Origin of the sequence: Bacillus cereus group sp. BfR-BA-01383, from assembly GCF_022663495.1 — a bacterium.
Lineage (GTDB): Bacteria > Bacillota > Bacilli > Bacillales > Bacillaceae_G > Bacillus_A > Bacillus_A cereus_AU.
Window position 1 is genome coordinate 17,386 of record NZ_JAKUFP010000030.1, and the last position, 17,063, is coordinate 34,448.

The window sequence follows — 17,063 nt, forward strand, 5'->3', positions numbered from 1 at the left end:
ATTGTACTCACAACACTTTTGTCAGTCAATACTTTTGTCGAAATAAGTAGAAATTCTTCTGAATATGCACTATCTTTAGCGTTCATTCTATATATCTTTCTATATATTTTTTTGGTATTATTATACATGTCGATTCCAAAAAGAGGCATGCTCACTTATTGAGCATGCCTCTTTTCACTTATTTCACAGTATATGAACCCTCTTCAATCCAGCTATACATATACTTTTCATCTTCCGTTTCACGTGCTTGTTTTACGATACGAAGCGGACGGAATGTATCTATCATAACAGCTAATTCAAGCGTTTCTTTCTTTCCTATACTTGCCTCTGTTTTCCCAGGATGCGGACCATGCGGAATGCCGCTCGGATGAAGTGTAATAGACCCTTCTTCCACACCTTTTCGGCTCATAAAGTTTCCTTCCACATAGTACAGTACTTCATCACTATTCACGTTACTATGATAATATGGTGCCGGAATAGATTCTGGGTGATAATCGTATAAACGTGGTACGAACGAACAGATGACGAAATTGTGACCCTCAAACGTTTGATGTACTGGCGGTGGCTGATGAATACGACCTGTAATTGGTTCAAAATCCTCTACATTAAAGACCCAAGGATATAAATAACCATCCCATCCAACGACATCTAACGGATGATGCCCTAAAACATGCTTATGCATGTACCCTCTCGACTTTGTCATTACGACAAACTCACCTTTTTCATCATACGTCTCTAATTTTTCTGGGCCACGAATATCTCTTTCGCAAAACGGGCTATGCTCTAACAATTGCCCATATTCATTACGATAACGACGTGGCGTTGTAATTTGGCTATTCGCCTCTACAACAAGAAACTTAGTCTCTCCCGCATCTGGAATAACACGATAAATCGTTCCAATTGGGATCGTTACATAGTCACCTTTTCTATAGTGAATCGTTCCAAACATCGTTTCAATTTTCCCTGTCCCATAATGAACAAATAGCATTTCATCGCCATCACCATTACGGTAGAAATAATCCATTTTTTCTGTTGGACTCACTACTCCAATTAATACATCTTCATTTCCAAGTATGAAATTTCTCCCACTTATTGCGTCGCCAGTTTTTTTATTTTCTTTCGTGCGAAAATGACGATGAGCAAGAAAGGCATCCTCTTCATACTGTAACTGACAAGAATGCGATAATGCTGCATGCCCTACTTCCGTTGGCATATAATGGTGGTACAAAATAGACTGCGTACCAGAAAAACCTTTCGTTCCCATTACCTGTTCACGATAAAGTGATCCATCTTTTTTACGGAATTGCACATGCCGTTTATGAGGTAGCTCCCCCATGTGACGATAAAACATGCCCATCACCTGCTTCCATTTCTTTTTTGATCGTATTACGTAGTGTACCTAGACCAGTAATTGCAAGCTCTACAACATCACCATCTTGTAGCCACTCTTCCGTGCCAAGCTCTAAAATGCAACCTGTCCCTACTGTCCCAGAACCAATCACATCACCTGGATATAACGTAACGTCTTCCGAAGCACGTTCAATCATTTCAGCGAATGTATAGTGAATATCTTGGAAATTCCCCTTTGATAACAGTCTTCCATTTACATGAGCAGTCATCTCTAAATCATATCGATTACCATTACGATAAATGTCTAATTCTTCTTTTGTAACAAGATGCGCCCCTAATGAAGTCGCAAAGTCTTTTCCTTTTGCTGGACCAAGCCCTACTTTCATTTCTGTTGCTTGTAAGTCCCTTGCACTCCAGTCGTTCATAATACAATAACCAAAAATATATTCCTCTGCTTGCTCACGAGAAATATTTCGCCCTTCTTTTCCAATTACGCAAGCAATCTCTAACTCATAATCAAGCTTTTTAGATTTCTTCGGACCCATTACAAAATCATCTGGACCAATAACAGCACGATGATTAGTAAAATAAAAAACCGGGATATCATACCATTCAGGTACAACATCTAGCCCTCTTCGGCCGCGAGCTGTTTTTACATGCTGTTCAAATGCGTAAAAATCTCGAATGCTACTCGGATTAGGAATTGCTGCTGCTAATTGTACTTTTTCTAAAGAATATACACCCTTGTTTCGATTCTTAATATTACGTACTACCTCTACATACTCATCAGCTTTCTCTAAAAAGGCAAGCATAGAAGAAGGTAATTTCCCATCACTCGCAAGATTCATATCGATTACTTTGTCACCTTCAAGCCATCCAGCTCGCATTTCTTTCGAAGGGAGACGAAATGTAACAAATTTCATCATGATTCCTCCCTATGAAAAATGAAATTTCCACCAACAAAGGAATTTTTGCTGGTGGATACAAATTTTATAAGTTTCCGCGACGTTCTTGTTCTCTTTCAATTGATTCGAATAACGCTTTAAAGTTCCCTTCACCAAATCCACGAGAACCTTTACGTTGAATGATTTCAACAAATAAAGTTGGACGATCTACAATTGGTTTTGTAAAGATTTGTAGTAAGTAGCCCTCATCATCGCGATCTACTAAAATCTTTAATTCTTTTAACTTATCAATTTCTTCATCAATTTTTCCAACTCGCGCAGTTAACTCATCGTAATAAGTATCAGGTGTATCTAAAAACTCCACACCATTTGCACGAAGCGCTTCAACTGTTTTAACAATATCATTTGTTAATAAAGCAAGATGTTGTACACCTGCTCCATTATAGAATTCTAGATATTCTTGAATTTGTGATTTTCTCTTTCCATCTGCTGGTTCGTTAATAGGAAACTTAATACGACTGCCATTCGTCATAACTTTTGACATTAACGCCGAATACTCTGTACTAATATCATCGTCATCGAAATGGATCATTTGTTTAAAGCCCATAACGTTCTCGTAATAACTAACCCATTCTTCCATTTTCTCAACGTTACCAACTACATGGTCTACAGCAATTAAACCAGACTCTTCAAACGGAATATTAAACTCCACCTTTTGGAATCCTGGCATAAATGTCCCTTTATAATTTTTACGCTCTACAAGCGTGTGAATTGTATCACCATACGTACCAATAACTGCTTTTTTCAATGTACCGTTCTCATCTGTTAACTCCTCAGGCGGAGCAATTGTAACGGCACCACGTTTCACTGCTTCCGAGTATGCTTTATCAACGTCATCAACAAGTAAAGCCACATCTTTCACTCCGTCACCATGAGTCTTTACAAACTCTGCGATACGATTATCGCTACCTAGGGCTCCAGACACAACAAAACGCATATTTTTTTGCACAAGAACATAAGATACCTTTTCACGATTTCCAGTTTCTAATCCAGAGTAAGCCACAATTTTGAATCCGAACGCTCTCGCAAGATAATAGCTTGATTGCTTTGCATTTCCTACGTAAAATTCCAAATGATCTACATCACGTACCGGAAAAAAGTCCTCCATTTGTGCAGCTAGCGTATCCATAGATTTTTGTTTCATAAAATCCTCATCCCCCTGTAAATAGATTAAATGGTCCATGTTTAAACCCAACCGAAAACGCTTCCAATATTCATTAATAAAATTAGTTAGCAAGCTAACGAATTCTGACTTTTAAAATTTTCTATCTTTTCTGCCAAATCCCTCTTTTTTTCTTACATATAAAATTCGACTTTTTTCTCTTTTGAATAAGGGGATGCCATCGCTACTTGTGGGAATATATGAGAGGAAAATAAAAAAGACCCCAACATATTAACTATTTACTAATATGCTAGAGTCTTTATTTTTTTTGAATGATTGTATTTATATTTCTCATACTAATATATTTGCAAGGAATAGAATAAATGATGTTAATACTACTGCTCCACCTAATGATCCTAATAAATCTGTTTTTGTTACTTGTAACACTTGTTCACTGTTCATATTCCTCATTCTCCCTTCGCTAATCTTTTATTACAAAACTTCTATTATACTAATACGCTTGATAGAAATACGATTAACGCTGTTAATACTACTGCTCCACTTGCTGATCCTACGAAATCACCTTTTGTCACTTGTAATACTTGCTCGTTGTTCATAATTTTCATTCTCCCTTCTCCTATTTTTGTTACAAAACTTCTATTATACTAATACGCTTGATAGAAATACGATTAATGCTGTTAATACTACTGCTCCACTTGCTGATCCTACGAAATCACCTTTTGTTACTTGTAATACTTGCTCGTTGTTCATAATTTTCATTCTCCCTTCTCTTATTTTTGTTACAAAACTTCTATTATACTAATACGCTTGATAGAAATACGATTAATGCTGTTAATACTACTGCTCCGCTTGCTGATCCTACGAAATCACCTTTTGTTACTTGTAATACTTGCTCTTTCATATCATTTATCCTCCCTTTTAATAAGTTATCTATATGTAATTCCTAAGAAATTTTTATTTCATAGTTTTTATGTTACCGTTACATTAAAGTTAATAACGTAACGTTTGTAACATTAATGTAACATAACTATTATTACGTTGCAATATAATTACGTAAATTTTATTACATTTTTTTTACGTTTTTTTATGAACACTCTCAAAAACCCTATTTTAATGCATTTTCTACTAATTTCACGTTTGTAACACTCGTGTAACATTACGGTCATATAACGAAATATAATCATCAACTTCTACTTTTGTTACAAGTTAGGGTAAATCTTTAATTAGTAAGGCTGAATCTATCCAGCTTTCACTGACGGTTCATGCGGGGGAAAATACGACCTTTCCAAGATAAGTTTATATGTTTCCTCTATATAACTATGTATAATAAAAACAAAGAGGTGGTCATTTTGAAATTAATCGCACTAGATATGGATGGTACACTACTATCATCTAATCTTGAAATCTCCAAAGAGAACTTACAAGCTATCCAAACTGCAAAAGAAGCTGGTCATATTGTAATGATTTGTTCTGGTCGTGCAAAAGAGGATGCTTTAAAACTGTTGGAAGAATATCAATTATCTCTTCCAGTTGGAGCAAGTAATGGGGCTATTGTTTATGTGGACGGAAAAGTAATTAACTCGCGTTGTATACAAAACGACAAAGTGTACAAACTTGCAAAATTACTAGAATCTGAAGGTTTTCCATATAAGCTATATACAAATAAAGGCGTTTATTCTCCATATACATGGCAAAATCAAGTCATGCAGGCATTCGAAGAAAACAAGCATGCACTAGATGTTACATTAGAAGAACTTGAGCGAATTACAGAAAAGCAAAAGAAAGCAAACTTAATTACAGATTTCCAAAAAATCGAAGATGTTGTAAACAATCCAGAACTAGAAGTATCTAAATTCTTTATTTTAACATTTAATGCAGGGCATCGAGCACAGCTATTAAGCATGTTACAAGAAGATGCTGATATTATGGTTACAGCCTCAGCTCCTACTAATTTAGAAATCATGGACAAGAATGGACATAAAGGAAACGGTCTAAAGCAGATGGCAGCCCATTTTAATATCCCAATTGAAGATACAGTTGCTATCGGTGACAATTTTAACGATGTACCAATGCTAGAAGTTGCTGGTTTATCTGTTGCAATGGGTAATGCTGAAGAAGACGTAAAAAAACTATGTGATGTTGTAACATTATCGAATAATGAGCATGGTGTTGCTCACGCAATTGAACAATTTGTATTGAAACAAACTTCATCTAGTAAATAAAAAAGGACTCTTTCAATTTGAAAGAGTCCTTCTCTTTTATACATGATGACAAGCAACAAAATGTTCTTCACCAACATTACGAAATTCCGGTACCGTTGTTTTACAAACCTCTGTTGCAAACGGGCAACGTGTATGAAAACGACAACCTGAAGGTGGATTCGCCGGACTTGGAATATCGCCCTCTAGTATAATTCGCTCTCGCTTCACTGTTGGATCTGGTATTGGCACAGCTGATAACAATGCTTTTGTATACGGATGAAGTGGGTTCGTAAATAACTCATCACGCGGAGCGGTCTCCACAATCGTCCCTAAATACATAATCCCAATTTTCGTACATAAGTGCTCCACTACACTTAAATCGTGCGAAATGAATAAATAAGATAATCCCTTTTTCTCCTGTAACTCACTAAATAAATTAATGATTTGCGCTTGAATAGATACATCTAGTGCCGCCACAGGTTCGTCAGCTACAATAAATTCTGGATTTAATACCACAGCTCTTGCAATAACGATGCGCTGACGTTGTCCACCGGAAAACTCATGAGGATAACGATCAATATGATATGGAGCTAAACCGCATAACTCCAATACTTCTATCACTTTTTCGCGAACGTTTTCTTTCGTCGCTAGTCCATGAACCAACATTGGTTCGCCAAGCGCTTCTCCAATTCTCATTCTTGGATTTAATGAGCTAAATGGATCTTGGAACACAAGCTGCATGTTAGGACGATGTTTTCTCAATTCCTCCTTGGATAAAGAATAAACATCGTGTCCTTTAAACTTCACTTCTCCCTCCGTTTTTTGGACGAGACGTAAAATTGTTTTTCCTATCGTTGTTTTCCCGCTTCCTGATTCACCAACAAGACCAAATACTTCACCTTTATTAATAGTAAAACTTACTCCATCAACTGCTTTTACATGTCCAATCGTTCTACTAAATATGCCGCCTTTAATCGGGAAATACGTCTTTAAGTTTTTTACTTCTAATAATGGTTCACTCATTGTTCCGCACGCTCCTCGTATAACCAGCAAGCTACTTTATGATTCTCATCATGTACATTCAGATTTGGTGCCTCTTCTTTACATATTTCCATACAGTGCTCACAACGACCGCTAAAGTAGCAAAATTCCCCTAAGCCAACTAAATTAGGAACTTGCCCTGGAATAGAATAAAGTTTATCTATTCGTTTCCCCATTACTGGTTTTGCTTTTAGCAACCCTTTCGTATACGGATGTTTCGGATTTTGGAATATTTCTAGTACCGGAGCTTCTTCAATAACTTTTCCTCCATACATAACAACAACGTAATCAGCCATTTCTGCTACAACGCCTAGATCATGTGTAATTAATAAGATCGATGTTTTGAATTCCTCTTTTATTTGTCTTAGTAAATCTAATATTTGTGCTTGAATCGTAACATCAAGAGCTGTTGTCGGTTCATCTGCAATTAATAACTTCGGATTACAACTAAGTGCAACAGCAATCATAATACGTTGCAACATGCCACCACTCAGTTCATGCGGATAGGAATGGACAATTTCATCAGCGCGAGCTATACCAACTTTACGAATTAATTCGATTGCCTTCTTATACGCTTCATTTTTACTAAGTAGTTCATGCTCTCTTAACGTTTCTACAATTTGTTCTCCTACAGTGAATACAGGATTCAGCGATGTCATCGGTTCTTGGAAAATCATCGCAATGTCATTGCCTCTTAAACTACGAAGTTCTTTCTCCTTCATTTCTAAAAGACTTTTTCCTTCATATAAAATATCGCCGCCTACTACACTGCCGGATTCAGCAATAAGCCCCATAATAGATAGTGCTGTTACACTCTTCCCGCACCCTGACTCTCCTACAACACAAACTGTTTCACCTTCTCGAACTGCAAAACTAACATGATTAACAGCTTTTACTGTCCCTTCCTCCGTCTGAAAGTGTGTTTGTAAATCTTTCAGCTCTACTACCGCTTTACTCATATCTTCTCACCTACCGTCTCATCTTTGGATCTAACGCATCACGAAGTGCATCACCAAGTAAATTAATGGATACAACTGTTATAAAGATTGCAAAACCGGGTGGAATCCATAACCACGGACGCTTTTGAAAGTCGATTAATGAGTTAGCTGCGCTGATCATATTTCCCCACGATGGTGTAGGCGGGACGACGCCGAGACCTAAGTAACTTAGTGCGGACTCTCCTAAAATAGAACCAGCAACGCCTAATGTAGAGACGACAATTAATATCGGTAAAACATTAGGGATTAAGTGATATATAATTTTTCGGTAATCTTTTATTCCTAACACATCAGCAGCTTGCATAAACGCTTGCTCCCGAAGTGATAAAATTTGACCTCGTACAAGACGTGCAAGCCCTGGCCAGCCTACTAAACTTAAAATAATCATAATGACATACAGACGATAATCAGACGGTACTTTCCACTCTGATAAAATTGCCCCCATTATAATAAGTAACGGTAATCCTGGCATCGACATTAAAATATCTGCAAGACGCATAATAATATTATCAACGATACCACGATAAAAACCTGCAATAGCTCCTAATACAGCTCCTAGTATCACGGATAAAACCATTGAAGCTAAGCCAATTGTTAATGAAATCCGTCCCGCTTGCATGAGTCTTGTTAAAATATCTCTCCCTAATTGATCTGTACCAAGCCAATGAGAAAAACTAGGTGGTTTGTTAATTAACGCAACTTGTATTTTTCCTGATGCATATGGCGAAAAGAACGGTCCGATAAAACAAAATAAAAACATAAAAATTAATGCATACAATCCTACTAGTGCCATCTTATTTCTCTTTATCTTTTTAAAAGCTTGTCGCCACGGTGATGATTCATTTCTTCTTCTCTTTGTTTCTTTTTTATCTATAATCTCTGTAACAGTTTCCATCTCGTTTCCCCCCTTACTTCAACCGAATACGTGGATCAACAACTGCATATACAATGTCTGCAAAAAAGTTTGAAACGATTGTTAAACAAGAAAGAAACATCGTAAATGCCATTAATACTGTATAATCACGGAAATTAAGTGCTTCTAATTGAATATTACCGATACCTGGCCAGTTAAAAATTTGTTCAATAATAATCGCTCCTGAAAATAAACCTGGTAATTCAAATGCTAATAAAGTAATCGCTGGTAAAATCGCATTTTTCAAGGCATGTTTATAAATAACTGTTCTTTCTTTCAATCCTTTTGCTCGTGCTGTCCGTATGTAGTCTTGCCTTACAACCTCTAACATACTTGTTCTAAAATAACGTGTTAATGAACCCACTCCAAGAAGTGTCAAAATAAATACCGGTAAAACCATATGTTTTGCAACTTCTATCACATAAGCAAACCCAGTAGAATTACTACCAACATCAATCATTCCACCTATCGGTAATAACTTAAAGTCAACCGCAAACACTTTAATTAAAAATAGGCCTATAAAGAATGAAGGGAATGACATTGCTGCAAAGACACCAATTGTTACAAGTTTATCGAATAAAGAATGTTGCTTCGTCGCTGAGAATACACCGATAATAAGTGCAATTAACCAAATAAAAAATAATGCAATAACTGCTACACTAAAAGAATTCCAAATAAACTTATTTAATAATGACGTTACAGGTTCTTGATATTGCAGCGAGAAACCAAAATCCCCTTGCAAAGCATTACCTAACCAGTGAAAATAACGCTCAACAATTGGCTTATTTAATCCATACAATTCCCTAAGTTCAGCTGCTCTTTCTGGTGTAATCTTTGGATTCGAATCAATATAATCCCCTGGAAGAAGCGCAAACAAGAAAAAAATAATAATTGATGTACCAAATAGTGTAGGAATCATTTGCAACAACCTACGAACGATATATGTTTTCACCCTTTTTCTCTCCAATCTCATGCTTAAAATAGAAGAACATTTTTTCAAAGCGGCACCTTACTAACCGAATGAAAAAATGTCTTCTACTTATACATTCTTATCGTTATTTTTCAAATGATAATACTGGTAAGTTTGCGCTAATACTGTTGTATTTTTCAGGGTCAATCCCTTTTATATTCCCGTTGTATCCTGTAATTGTTCTACGGTAGTTTAATAGAATTACTGGTGGATCATCACTTAATTCTTTATATAATTCTTTATAAATAGGTTTACGTTTCTCAATATCAACTGTCTCAATACCTTTTTGAATTAACTCATCTACTTTCTCATTTTTATAACCAAGACTCTTCTCATTGACACCAGACAAATATTCACCAGCTGTTTCACTCGGATCACTTGTAATCGGTGTCGAAACAGAAGCTAAATCATAGTCACCTTTATTTACCTTTGAAAGCATAGTATTAAAGTCCATAAATTCAGGATTAAATTCTACACCTATTTCTTTATAATTCTCTTTCGCAATTGGAATTAATAAATCACTATCTTTAGCCGAACTTGGGCCGAAATAAGAAAGCTTTAATTTTTGACCATCTTTTTCACGAATTCCATCCGAACCAACTTTCCAGCCTGCTTCATCTAATAATTTTTTCGCTTTTTCTTTATCGTATTCATATTTATTAACCCCTTCTTCCGTATAAGCCCAAGAAGTTGGATGAATTGGTACATTGGCTACTGTACCGTATCCTTTTAATGCTGTATCAACATATTTTTTACGATCTAATCCGTAAATAAGTGCTTGTCGAACCTTTTTATCCTTTAAATATGGCTTATTATTATTCATATAAATGTAACTAAATGACGCTGCCGTTTCGATTTGGATATTTGCAAATTCTAAAGCTTTCGCCTGTTCAAGAATTTCGTCACCAGTACCTAGGCCAGTGTAGTCAACTTCACCTGTTTGGAATAATTGAAGCTTCGTATCACCAGAAGTAATTTTATAAATGAAGTTTGGAATTTTTGGTTTCCCTGCATAATAATTTTCATTTGCTACAAAGCGTACTTCTTGGCCTGGAATATATTTATCAAATTTATATGGACCTGCAGCTAGTGGTTTTCCATATAAATCTTTTAAATAATCTAAACTTGTATTTTGTTTATAATCTTTTCCGTAATAAGCTTTTGATAATACCGTACCGCCTAAAACAAATATAGCTTGTGAATTCACTTTTTCAGTCGTAACTTTAATTGTTTGTGGATCAACAACTTGAATACCTTCAATTGAAGTTGCTTTTCCTTCTTTATATTCTTTACCACCTTTAACCGCATATTGAGAGATGTCTACTTCGCCTTCATATGCCTTATCGTGTAACAGTGTCAATGTGAATGCCACATCATCTGCTGTTAATGGCGAACCATCGCTAAATTTCAAATCTTTACGTAAATGGAATGTATATGTTAACTGATCAGAAGAAACGTCCCACTTCTCAGCTAATTCCGGAATTGGTTTCCCTTGTTTATCAGTTGATACAAGAGATGCAAAAATAACAGAAGTCACGTTCCCATCCCAACCGTTTTGTTGGAAATATGGTAAAAATACGCCGCCTGGTTTACTAATCCCCACAACTAACGTATCTTTTCGATTCTTCGCTTTATCTGGCACTTTCGTTTTATCTGTCGCAGCGATCTTTTCAATTTTTATATTTTTTAAATCTTGCTGTTTAACTGGTTCTGTAGAAGCCGTATCCTCCTGTCCCCCACAAGCAGATAAAACAAGCGAACTACTCAGTAATACCGAAAATACACCAGCCCATTTTTTTGTCTTTTTCTTCATTGTCCCCACCCTAACTTTTTTTAATAATTACACTTTATGAACTGCTTGCCTTATGTATGCCTCCCACAGCAACATTTATAGCCAATCGGAAAAGTCGGTTTTAATCGTAAAAAAATAGATGTTTTTGAGGGGTAACATTCTTATTCCGACCTTTCCGGTAGACTTTATGGTTATTAGCTTATATCGTTCGTTATATTTTGTCAATTCTTTCTAAATAAATATTTCGAGAATTTTTTCATTGTTCTATCTTTAATTTTGGTAAACTTAACAAAATACCGTTTTATCTTCTTGTAACCCTTGAATTCGTGCATGATGTGCAGACACAACTTTACTATTATTTAAGAAAATAACGGGTGGACCTTCGCTTAATTCTTGATATAACTTCTTATAAATCTCTTTCCGTTTTTCAATATCTAACGTTTGTAGCGCCTCCGTTGCTAGTTCATCTACTTTCAAATTATGATATCCATCATAGTTTCGTTTACTTGTCGAAACAAACTCCTCAATTGTCCCGCTAGGATCATCAATCATTGGCGTAGATACCATCTCTAAATCATAATCACCTTTTATTGCTGTTTGGTGGCGCCGCTATAATCCTGATTATGTAGTAACGTAAACTCCCCCTATAACTATCTTTATTTTACCTATAAAAATAGCATGAATTAATTTCAGGATTATTCCTTTTCATTATTTATGTCCATCCTTGTTAATTATTTTCACTCAAAGAATAAAAACACATTCTATCCTTTAATAGTCATGCATAGAATAATAACAATACACTACCAAAAAGGGGGCGAAAATATGGACAACCTATTCCAATATGTCCTGCACTACATATTATTAACAATTATGATAGTGGGGGCGCTATTACTATTCCCGTTCTTCCCAAAGTTCGTCCTCTTTTTAGCTTTTTTTATTATGCTCGGGATCGCTATTATAATTTCAACAAGGGAAGATATTACAAAAAAAGAAAGCAAAGTTCAGCGTGTAAAGCTGTAACTCTGCTTTCTTTTTTTGTTTTCAATCATGAATCTCTGTTACACATACTTATGTCTCGGGAAATAATTAGCCCATACTTTTGTAATTCCCCTATCGAAAAAGCTCCAATAACATTTATGTTTCCACTTACCATTTCACATGTTTCACAACCTATGCAAATTGAGTAATAAATATTTATCAAAGTTACTGTTTCACGTGAAACACATTTTTTATTTTATCCTTTACGTAAAATAATATTATAAAAAAAGAAAGCTAATCCCTTCAGCAAAACTGAAAGGAATTAGCTTTCTACTCTTTACCCCACAATATTCTCTAATTCATTATATAACTCTGCTCGTAACAACTCTTTTTTCGTTTTTTCTTCATATAATTTTTCAAGCATTTCAACATCAACTACATGTTCCATTTTACATTCAAGTGCATATATCTCTTCTTCTACATGCATTAACTCGTTTTCAATCTCCTCAAAATTCCTAGCTTCTTTCTTTTTAACAGGGGCTATTTCAATACTTATTCTTCCTTGGCGTTTCTGCTTTATTACCTGCTTCTCAACCTTTTCTTCCCACTTTTGACGAGCCCATGCATAGTTCCCTGCAAACTCAAATAATTTATGTTCATCAATCCAATACGTCTTTTCAAATAACTTATTTAAGAAATAACGATCGTGTGAAACAGCTAAAATCGTTCCATTATATTGTTCAAGGGCTTCCTCTAAAACTTCTCTTGATTCAATATCAAGATGGTTTGTCGGCTCATCTAATATTAAAAAATTGATGTCTTGATACATAAGTTGTGCGAGCCTTAACCTCATTTTTTCTCCCCCGCTAAGTTGGGTTACTTTCTTAAACACCGCTGGACCATAAAATAAAAACTTAGCTAATATATGTCTTGCTTCTCCCTCTGTTACAGCTACACACTCTCTAAAAGCTTCCAATACATTACTCTTCATATGTCCGTACGCATGCTGCGATAAATAACCGATTTTCACACTACTACCAATCCGAATTTCTCCAGCATCTGGCTCTATTTCTTCTAATAGTAATTTTAGTAGGGTAGTCTTTCCTGTACCATTACGACCAACAATAGCCGCACGCTCCTGAAAACGAACATGTAAATTGGCATGCTCGAATAACGATCTGTCAGCAAATCCTTTACTAACTTCTTTCATTACAACAACATCTTTTCCGCTTCTCTCTTGCCCTTCAAACTGAAGCCCCATCTGTTTTCGTTCTAAAATTGGTCTCTTTAACTTCTCTATACGTTCTAACGCACGTTCCATATTTCTCGCTCTTTTATGCAATCCTTCATTCGGAGGATTCGCTTGATTTGCCCATTCACGTAGACGCTTAATTGCTTCTTTCATTTTCTTTATTTTCTTTTGCTGTTCTTGATAAGCTTGAAACTCTTGAAGCAACCGTTCTTCCTTTTCCTCAACGAACTGAGAATAGTTCGTATGATACACGTGAATTTCTCCATCTTCTAAATCAAAAATCTTCGTTACAACTTCATCAAGGAAATAACGATCATGTGAAATGACCATAACTGTTCCTGTATATTCTTTTAAAAATTGCTCTAGCCACTCTACGGCAAATAAATCTAGATGATTGGTTGGTTCATCTAATAGAAGTAAATCTGGTTTCTGCAATAGCATATACGCAAGGCTTATTTTTGTTTGTTCTCCACCACTTAACTCCATAAATGATCGAGGAAATAGTTCCGTCACTTGTAGACCATTTGCTACCTTCGTAATATTTGCTTCTATTTCATAACCACCGAGAAACGTGTACCTTTCTTGAATTACTCCGTACCTCTCCATCAATTTTTGCAAAGCAGATGGTTCTTGTTCTTCCGCCATGTTCTTTTCTAAAACATGCATTTCTTGTTCTAATTCCTTTTCTGCTTTAAATGCGGAACTCAATACATCATATACAGTCATATCCTCATCAAATTTTGGGATTTGTGCCACATGACCAATACGTGTACCTTTCTTCATATGAATCGCTCCTGCATCCGAATTCTCCATTCCTGTTAGAAGCTGAAATATCGTTGTCTTCCCACTACCATTGCGGCCAACCAAACCAACACGTTCACCATTCTTTATTTCAAGCGATATATTTTCAAATATGATGTTTCCACCAAAAGATTTCGTTACATTATTTACACTACAAATAGTCATTTTCCGTACTCCTTTCAATATAAAAAACCATGGGAAAGAAACATTCTCCATGGTTTTTGGCATAGAAAAAGGAAGCCAAATAGCTCCCTTTTCACACGTTTATCAAAAATGGGTGAAGAGATTTCTATCGTTCAATAGCTACTATGCAATTGTTAAAAAAGGGCATACGTATCCCGTTAACAACTACATCATGAAAAATCGCACGACAAAAATAGATATAATCTAAAAATTTAGCACGCGCAGCTAAAGAACGTTTCATCTCATTCACCCCTTTCGTACGGAATTTAATACTCACTTCTTTATTATACTTTCCCATTCCATGTTTGAATAGTCATTTTTCTGAAAATAATGAAGATAGACTAAACATTTCAATAAGTGACATCAAATCTTACAAAACTGTTATGTTCACGTAATGGAAAGCGATAGTACGAAAAGATACCTCCCTATACAATAAAGATAGAAACAAGAGAGACAAAAACAAGGAGGAAACAATCGTGATGAAAGAAATCGTAAAAGCAATCTTCGAGGTATTAGTGAACGGACAAGCAGTTGTAAAAGAACTAAACGAACTATAAAAAGGAGCGAAGGAATATGATGAACATGGTAAAAATGATTTTACACGCTTTAGTCGACGCAAAAGCAGTTAGCCAAGAATTAAACCAACAATAAAAAGGGGTATATGAATATGAAGAAAGCCATTATTGTAATCGCAAGTACAGCAATTGCCTTATACACAATAAAAAATAGAAAAAAGAAACAAAACGAAAATACTCTATATTATCCATACACATTATTAAAGAAAAAATAAAAGACAAGGTACCCTATTATAATGAGGATATCTTGTCTTTTATTTTTCCCTATTCCCTTTAAAGGATTTCCCCCTCCTTTTCCCGAATGTATTAAGCGGGATTTTTACACATATTTTAAAGGGGCATATATACAAATGGATACTCAACAACTATATTTTTTAAACGATATCGGTAAACAAAAGCCGGAAAGCATTCGGAACAGAAGCGCTGCATGTCCTTTTTGTGACAGAGAAAATTTAACGGATATTTTAGCAACTGAGGGCTCTATTATTTGGTTGAAAAATAAATTCCCTACATTAAAAGATACATTTCAAACAGTGTTAATTGAAACTGATAATTGTGAGGATCATATCGGAACATATACAGAAGAACATATGAGAAAACTAATTCATTTCTCTATCCAACATTGGTTGCACTTGCAGAAAAGTGAAGAATTTACATCTGTGATTTTATACAAAAATCACGGTCCATTTTCAGGTGGAAGTTTGCATCATGCACACATGCAAATTATCGGAATGAAACATGTAGACTATCTCGAAAATATTAAAGAAGAAAATTTCCAAGGGGTAATTGTTCAAAAAAACGGACACATTGAGCTCAACATTTCAGAGCACCCCATTATCGGTTTTACTGAATTTAACATAATCATTGAAGATATTGCATTTCTCGATGAAATGGCAAACTATATTCAGCAAACTGTACGTTACATACTGACAGATTTCCATAAAGGGTGTAGTAGTTATAACCTATTTTTCTATAACCTAAACGGAAAAATCATTTGTAAAGTTGTTCCTAGGTTTGTCGTTTCACCGTTGTATGTAGGATATAAAATACCCCAAGTTTCTACAAAACTAGAGGATGTAAAAATACAACTAGCGCAGTATTTCACGAGACAAGAAGATGAAATTCTCCATAAAAAAACAGAGTAGGTATCGAAAACCTACTCTGTTTTTCTACTATTTTAGGGTAGTAAAACTCCCCACTGATTAAAGATTTACTTTATTACACCTTTATTTCGATAGTATACGTCCTCTAATCCAACGTTATACTTCATGTTGTTATCCGTCCACTCTGGCCCTAAATTCCCTGGCCAACCTGATGTATTCGCTACATATTTCAGTAATGCAAAATCAGTCAAACCTTTTTGCACCCCGCGCTTATATCCTTTCACTAAATGCGGCATTGCTATTTGCGCATTTGTACGTGGGTCTTTCAGCTCTTCATCAGTTAAATAATCTGGCGCAAGTCCACCGCCGCGGTGTAATTGAAACAATCCGAATGAAGTTCCATTATCTCCAACACTTCTTGGATTTAATCGGCTTTCATGTTCGGCAATTGTAAGAGGTATCCATTCCGGAAGATTTACTTTATTTGCTTCCTCTATAATGATTTGTTTCATCTGTTTCGCTTCTTCTGAATCAACATAGCTTGTCTCATTCACTAGCTTATCCATTCCTTCAGACTTATCTTGGAAATATACATACACTCCAAGAACAACTAAAAATCCTACAAAGAATTTCTTCACTACCTCTACCTCTTTCTCCGCTGAAATTTGTCCCCTTTCAGCCTTCTTCCCTTTACAATTGCCTATATTCTATCATTCTCTTACTCTTTCATCATAGCAAATAACCATATATGTTATCATCATGCTTTAGACCGATTTTATGAAAAAACACCTGGTAAATACGTGTAAAAATGTAACTTA

The 17,063-nt window shown here is 35.5% G+C and carries 19 protein-coding genes and 1 pseudogene; 4 read left to right on the plus strand and 16 right to left on the minus strand.

Annotated elements, in window-relative coordinates:
• Positions 1–178: 178 nt before the first annotated feature.
• The 7 genes from MR065_RS21255 to MR065_RS21285 all read right to left on the minus strand — a co-directional run bounded on the left by MR065_RS21255 (position 179) and on the right by MR065_RS21285 (position 4,348).
• Entirely contained in the window at positions 179–1,351 is a 1,173-nt protein-coding gene (locus MR065_RS21255) for a homogentisate 1,2-dioxygenase (RefSeq protein ID WP_242214980.1), read from the minus strand.
• On the minus strand, positions 1,317–2,273 hold the full coding sequence (locus MR065_RS21260; protein ID WP_242214981.1) for a fumarylacetoacetate hydrolase family protein: 957 nt from the start codon (positions 2,271–2,273) through the stop codon (positions 1,317–1,319). The genes MR065_RS21255 and MR065_RS21260 overlap by 35 nt, the downstream gene beginning before the upstream one ends.
• Before the next feature lie 67 nt (positions 2,274–2,340).
• A complete protein-coding gene (hppD, locus tag MR065_RS21265) occupies positions 2,341–3,459 on the minus strand; it encodes a 4-hydroxyphenylpyruvate dioxygenase (RefSeq protein ID WP_242214982.1) in 1,119 nt (372 codons plus the stop codon).
• Positions 3,460–3,768: 309 nt separating this feature from the next.
• Positions 3,769–3,879: a DUF3948 family protein gene (locus MR065_RS21270; RefSeq protein ID WP_001083699.1), complete on the minus strand. Its 111-nt coding sequence runs from the start codon at positions 3,877–3,879 to the stop codon at positions 3,769–3,771.
• 44 nt (positions 3,880–3,923) lie between these two features.
• Positions 3,924–4,043 (minus strand): DUF3948 family protein, encoded by a 120-nt coding sequence (locus tag MR065_RS21275; RefSeq protein WP_000700010.1) that lies wholly within the window; start codon positions 4,041–4,043, stop codon positions 3,924–3,926.
• A 34-nt stretch (positions 4,044–4,077) separates the two neighbouring features.
• Complete coding sequence (locus tag MR065_RS21280) at positions 4,078–4,197, minus strand: DUF3948 family protein (protein WP_000700010.1); 120 nt, start codon at positions 4,195–4,197, stop codon at positions 4,078–4,080.
• A gap of 34 nt (positions 4,198–4,231) precedes the next feature.
• Positions 4,232–4,348 (minus strand): DUF3948 family protein, encoded by a 117-nt coding sequence (locus tag MR065_RS21285; protein ID WP_025988984.1) that lies wholly within the window; start codon positions 4,346–4,348, stop codon positions 4,232–4,234.
• 439 nt (positions 4,349–4,787) lie between these two features.
• On the opposite strand from MR065_RS21285, the gene MR065_RS21290 reads away from it, so the two are divergent.
• The gene (locus tag MR065_RS21290) at positions 4,788–5,660 is read left to right on the plus strand and encodes a Cof-type HAD-IIB family hydrolase (RefSeq protein WP_141535866.1); all 873 of its coding nucleotides are present in this window, start codon (positions 4,788–4,790) and stop codon (positions 5,658–5,660) included.
• Between the two features lie 36 nt (positions 5,661–5,696).
• On the opposite strand, the gene MR065_RS21295 is transcribed toward MR065_RS21290, so the two are convergent.
• From MR065_RS21295 to MR065_RS21320, 6 genes and pseudogenes are all read right to left on the minus strand, one after another.
• The gene (locus tag MR065_RS21295; protein WP_242214983.1) at positions 5,697–6,662 is read right to left on the minus strand and encodes an ABC transporter ATP-binding protein; all 966 of its coding nucleotides are present in this window, start codon (positions 6,660–6,662) and stop codon (positions 5,697–5,699) included.
• On the minus strand, positions 6,659–7,639 hold the full coding sequence (locus tag MR065_RS21300; protein ID WP_242214984.1) for an ABC transporter ATP-binding protein: 981 nt from the start codon (positions 7,637–7,639) through the stop codon (positions 6,659–6,661). Before MR065_RS21300 ends, MR065_RS21295 begins: the two co-directional genes overlap by 4 nt.
• A 10-nt stretch (positions 7,640–7,649) precedes the next feature.
• Entirely contained in the window at positions 7,650–8,573 is a 924-nt protein-coding gene (gene opp4C / locus MR065_RS21305) for an oligopeptide ABC transporter permease (RefSeq protein ID WP_098988966.1), read from the minus strand.
• Positions 8,574–8,586: 13 nt separating this feature from the next.
• A complete protein-coding gene (locus tag MR065_RS21310; protein ID WP_000860739.1) occupies positions 8,587–9,543 on the minus strand; it encodes an ABC transporter permease in 957 nt (318 codons plus the stop codon).
• A gap of 103 nt (positions 9,544–9,646) precedes the next feature.
• A complete protein-coding gene (locus MR065_RS21315; RefSeq protein ID WP_098268921.1) occupies positions 9,647–11,374 on the minus strand; it encodes an ABC transporter substrate-binding protein in 1,728 nt (575 codons plus the stop codon).
• A gap of 235 nt (positions 11,375–11,609) precedes the next feature.
• Positions 11,610–11,944, minus strand: a pseudogene (locus tag MR065_RS21320) (ABC transporter substrate-binding protein); the annotation flags it as partial.
• A gap of 231 nt (positions 11,945–12,175) precedes the next feature.
• On the opposite strand from MR065_RS21320, the gene MR065_RS21325 reads away from it, so the two are divergent.
• On the plus strand, positions 12,176–12,373 hold the full coding sequence (locus MR065_RS21325) for a hypothetical protein (RefSeq protein ID WP_242214985.1): 198 nt from the start codon (positions 12,176–12,178) through the stop codon (positions 12,371–12,373).
• 295 nt (positions 12,374–12,668) lie between these two features.
• Here MR065_RS21325 and abc-f read toward each other — a convergent pair whose 3' ends face one another.
• Together abc-f and MR065_RS21335 are read right to left on the minus strand one after the other, a co-directional pair.
• A complete protein-coding gene (abc-f, locus tag MR065_RS21330) occupies positions 12,669–14,600 on the minus strand; it encodes a ribosomal protection-like ABC-F family protein (RefSeq protein ID WP_242215001.1) in 1,932 nt (643 codons plus the stop codon).
• A gap of 73 nt (positions 14,601–14,673) precedes the next feature.
• Entirely contained in the window at positions 14,674–14,808 is a 135-nt protein-coding gene (locus tag MR065_RS21335) for an RAxF-45 family protein (protein WP_079999070.1), read from the minus strand.
• A gap of 420 nt (positions 14,809–15,228) precedes the next feature.
• Here MR065_RS21335 and MR065_RS21340 point away from each other — a divergent pair, with 420 nt between their 5' ends.
• Positions 15,229–15,357, plus strand: a complete 129-nt coding sequence (locus tag MR065_RS21340; RefSeq protein ID WP_098268925.1) for a spore coat protein B — start codon at positions 15,229–15,231, stop codon at positions 15,355–15,357.
• A 135-nt stretch (positions 15,358–15,492) separates the two neighbouring features.
• The gene (locus MR065_RS21345) at positions 15,493–16,287 is read left to right on the plus strand and encodes a DUF4931 domain-containing protein (RefSeq protein WP_472927171.1); all 795 of its coding nucleotides are present in this window, start codon (positions 15,493–15,495) and stop codon (positions 16,285–16,287) included.
• A 65-nt stretch (positions 16,288–16,352) separates the two neighbouring features.
• Here the strand turns inward: MR065_RS21345 and MR065_RS21350 are convergent, their stop codons facing one another.
• On the minus strand, positions 16,353–16,883 hold the full coding sequence (locus tag MR065_RS21350) for a transglycosylase SLT domain-containing protein (protein ID WP_097903030.1): 531 nt from the start codon (positions 16,881–16,883) through the stop codon (positions 16,353–16,355).
• Positions 16,884–17,063: the final 180 nt, after the last annotated feature.

Bases quoted from the DNA above. Each gene is read 5' to 3' on its own strand.
- MR065_RS21255 (WP_242214980.1), bottom strand. From the start codon at position 1,351: ATGTTTTATCGTCACATGGGGGAGCTACCTCATAAACGGCATGTGCAA.
- MR065_RS21260 (WP_242214981.1), bottom strand. From the start codon at position 2,273: ATGAAATTTGTTACATTTCGTCTCCCTTCGAAAGAAATGCGAGCTGGA.
- hppD (WP_242214982.1), bottom strand. From the start codon at position 3,459: ATGAAACAAAAATCTATGGATACGCTAGCTGCACAAATGGAGGACTTT.
- MR065_RS21270 (WP_001083699.1), bottom strand. From the start codon at position 3,879: ATGAACAGTGAACAAGTGTTACAAGTAACAAAAACAGATTTATTAGGA.
- MR065_RS21275 (WP_000700010.1), bottom strand. From the start codon at position 4,043: ATGAAAATTATGAACAACGAGCAAGTATTACAAGTGACAAAAGGTGAT.
- MR065_RS21280 (WP_000700010.1), bottom strand. From the start codon at position 4,197: ATGAAAATTATGAACAACGAGCAAGTATTACAAGTAACAAAAGGTGAT.
- MR065_RS21295 (WP_242214983.1), bottom strand. From the start codon at position 6,662: ATGAGTGAACCATTATTAGAAGTAAAAAACTTAAAGACGTATTTCCCG.
- MR065_RS21300 (WP_242214984.1), bottom strand. From the start codon at position 7,639: ATGAGTAAAGCGGTAGTAGAGCTGAAAGATTTACAAACACACTTTCAG.
- opp4C (WP_098988966.1), bottom strand. From the start codon at position 8,573: ATGGAAACTGTTACAGAGATTATAGATAAAAAAGAAACAAAGAGAAGA.
- MR065_RS21315 (WP_098268921.1), bottom strand. From the start codon at position 11,374: ATGAAGAAAAAGACAAAAAAATGGGCTGGTGTATTTTCGGTATTACTG.
- MR065_RS21325 (WP_242214985.1), top strand. From the start codon at position 12,176: ATGGACAACCTATTCCAATATGTCCTGCACTACATATTATTAACAATT.
- abc-f (WP_242215001.1), bottom strand. From the start codon at position 14,600: ATGGAGAATGTTTCTTTCCCATGGTTTTTTATATTGAAAGGAGTACGG.
- MR065_RS21335 (WP_079999070.1), bottom strand. From the start codon at position 14,808: ATGAAACGTTCTTTAGCTGCGCGTGCTAAATTTTTAGATTATATCTAT.
- MR065_RS21340 (WP_098268925.1), top strand. From the start codon at position 15,229: ATGAATATGAAGAAAGCCATTATTGTAATCGCAAGTACAGCAATTGCC.
- MR065_RS21345 (WP_472927171.1), top strand. From the start codon at position 15,493: ATGGATACTCAACAACTATATTTTTTAAACGATATCGGTAAACAAAAG.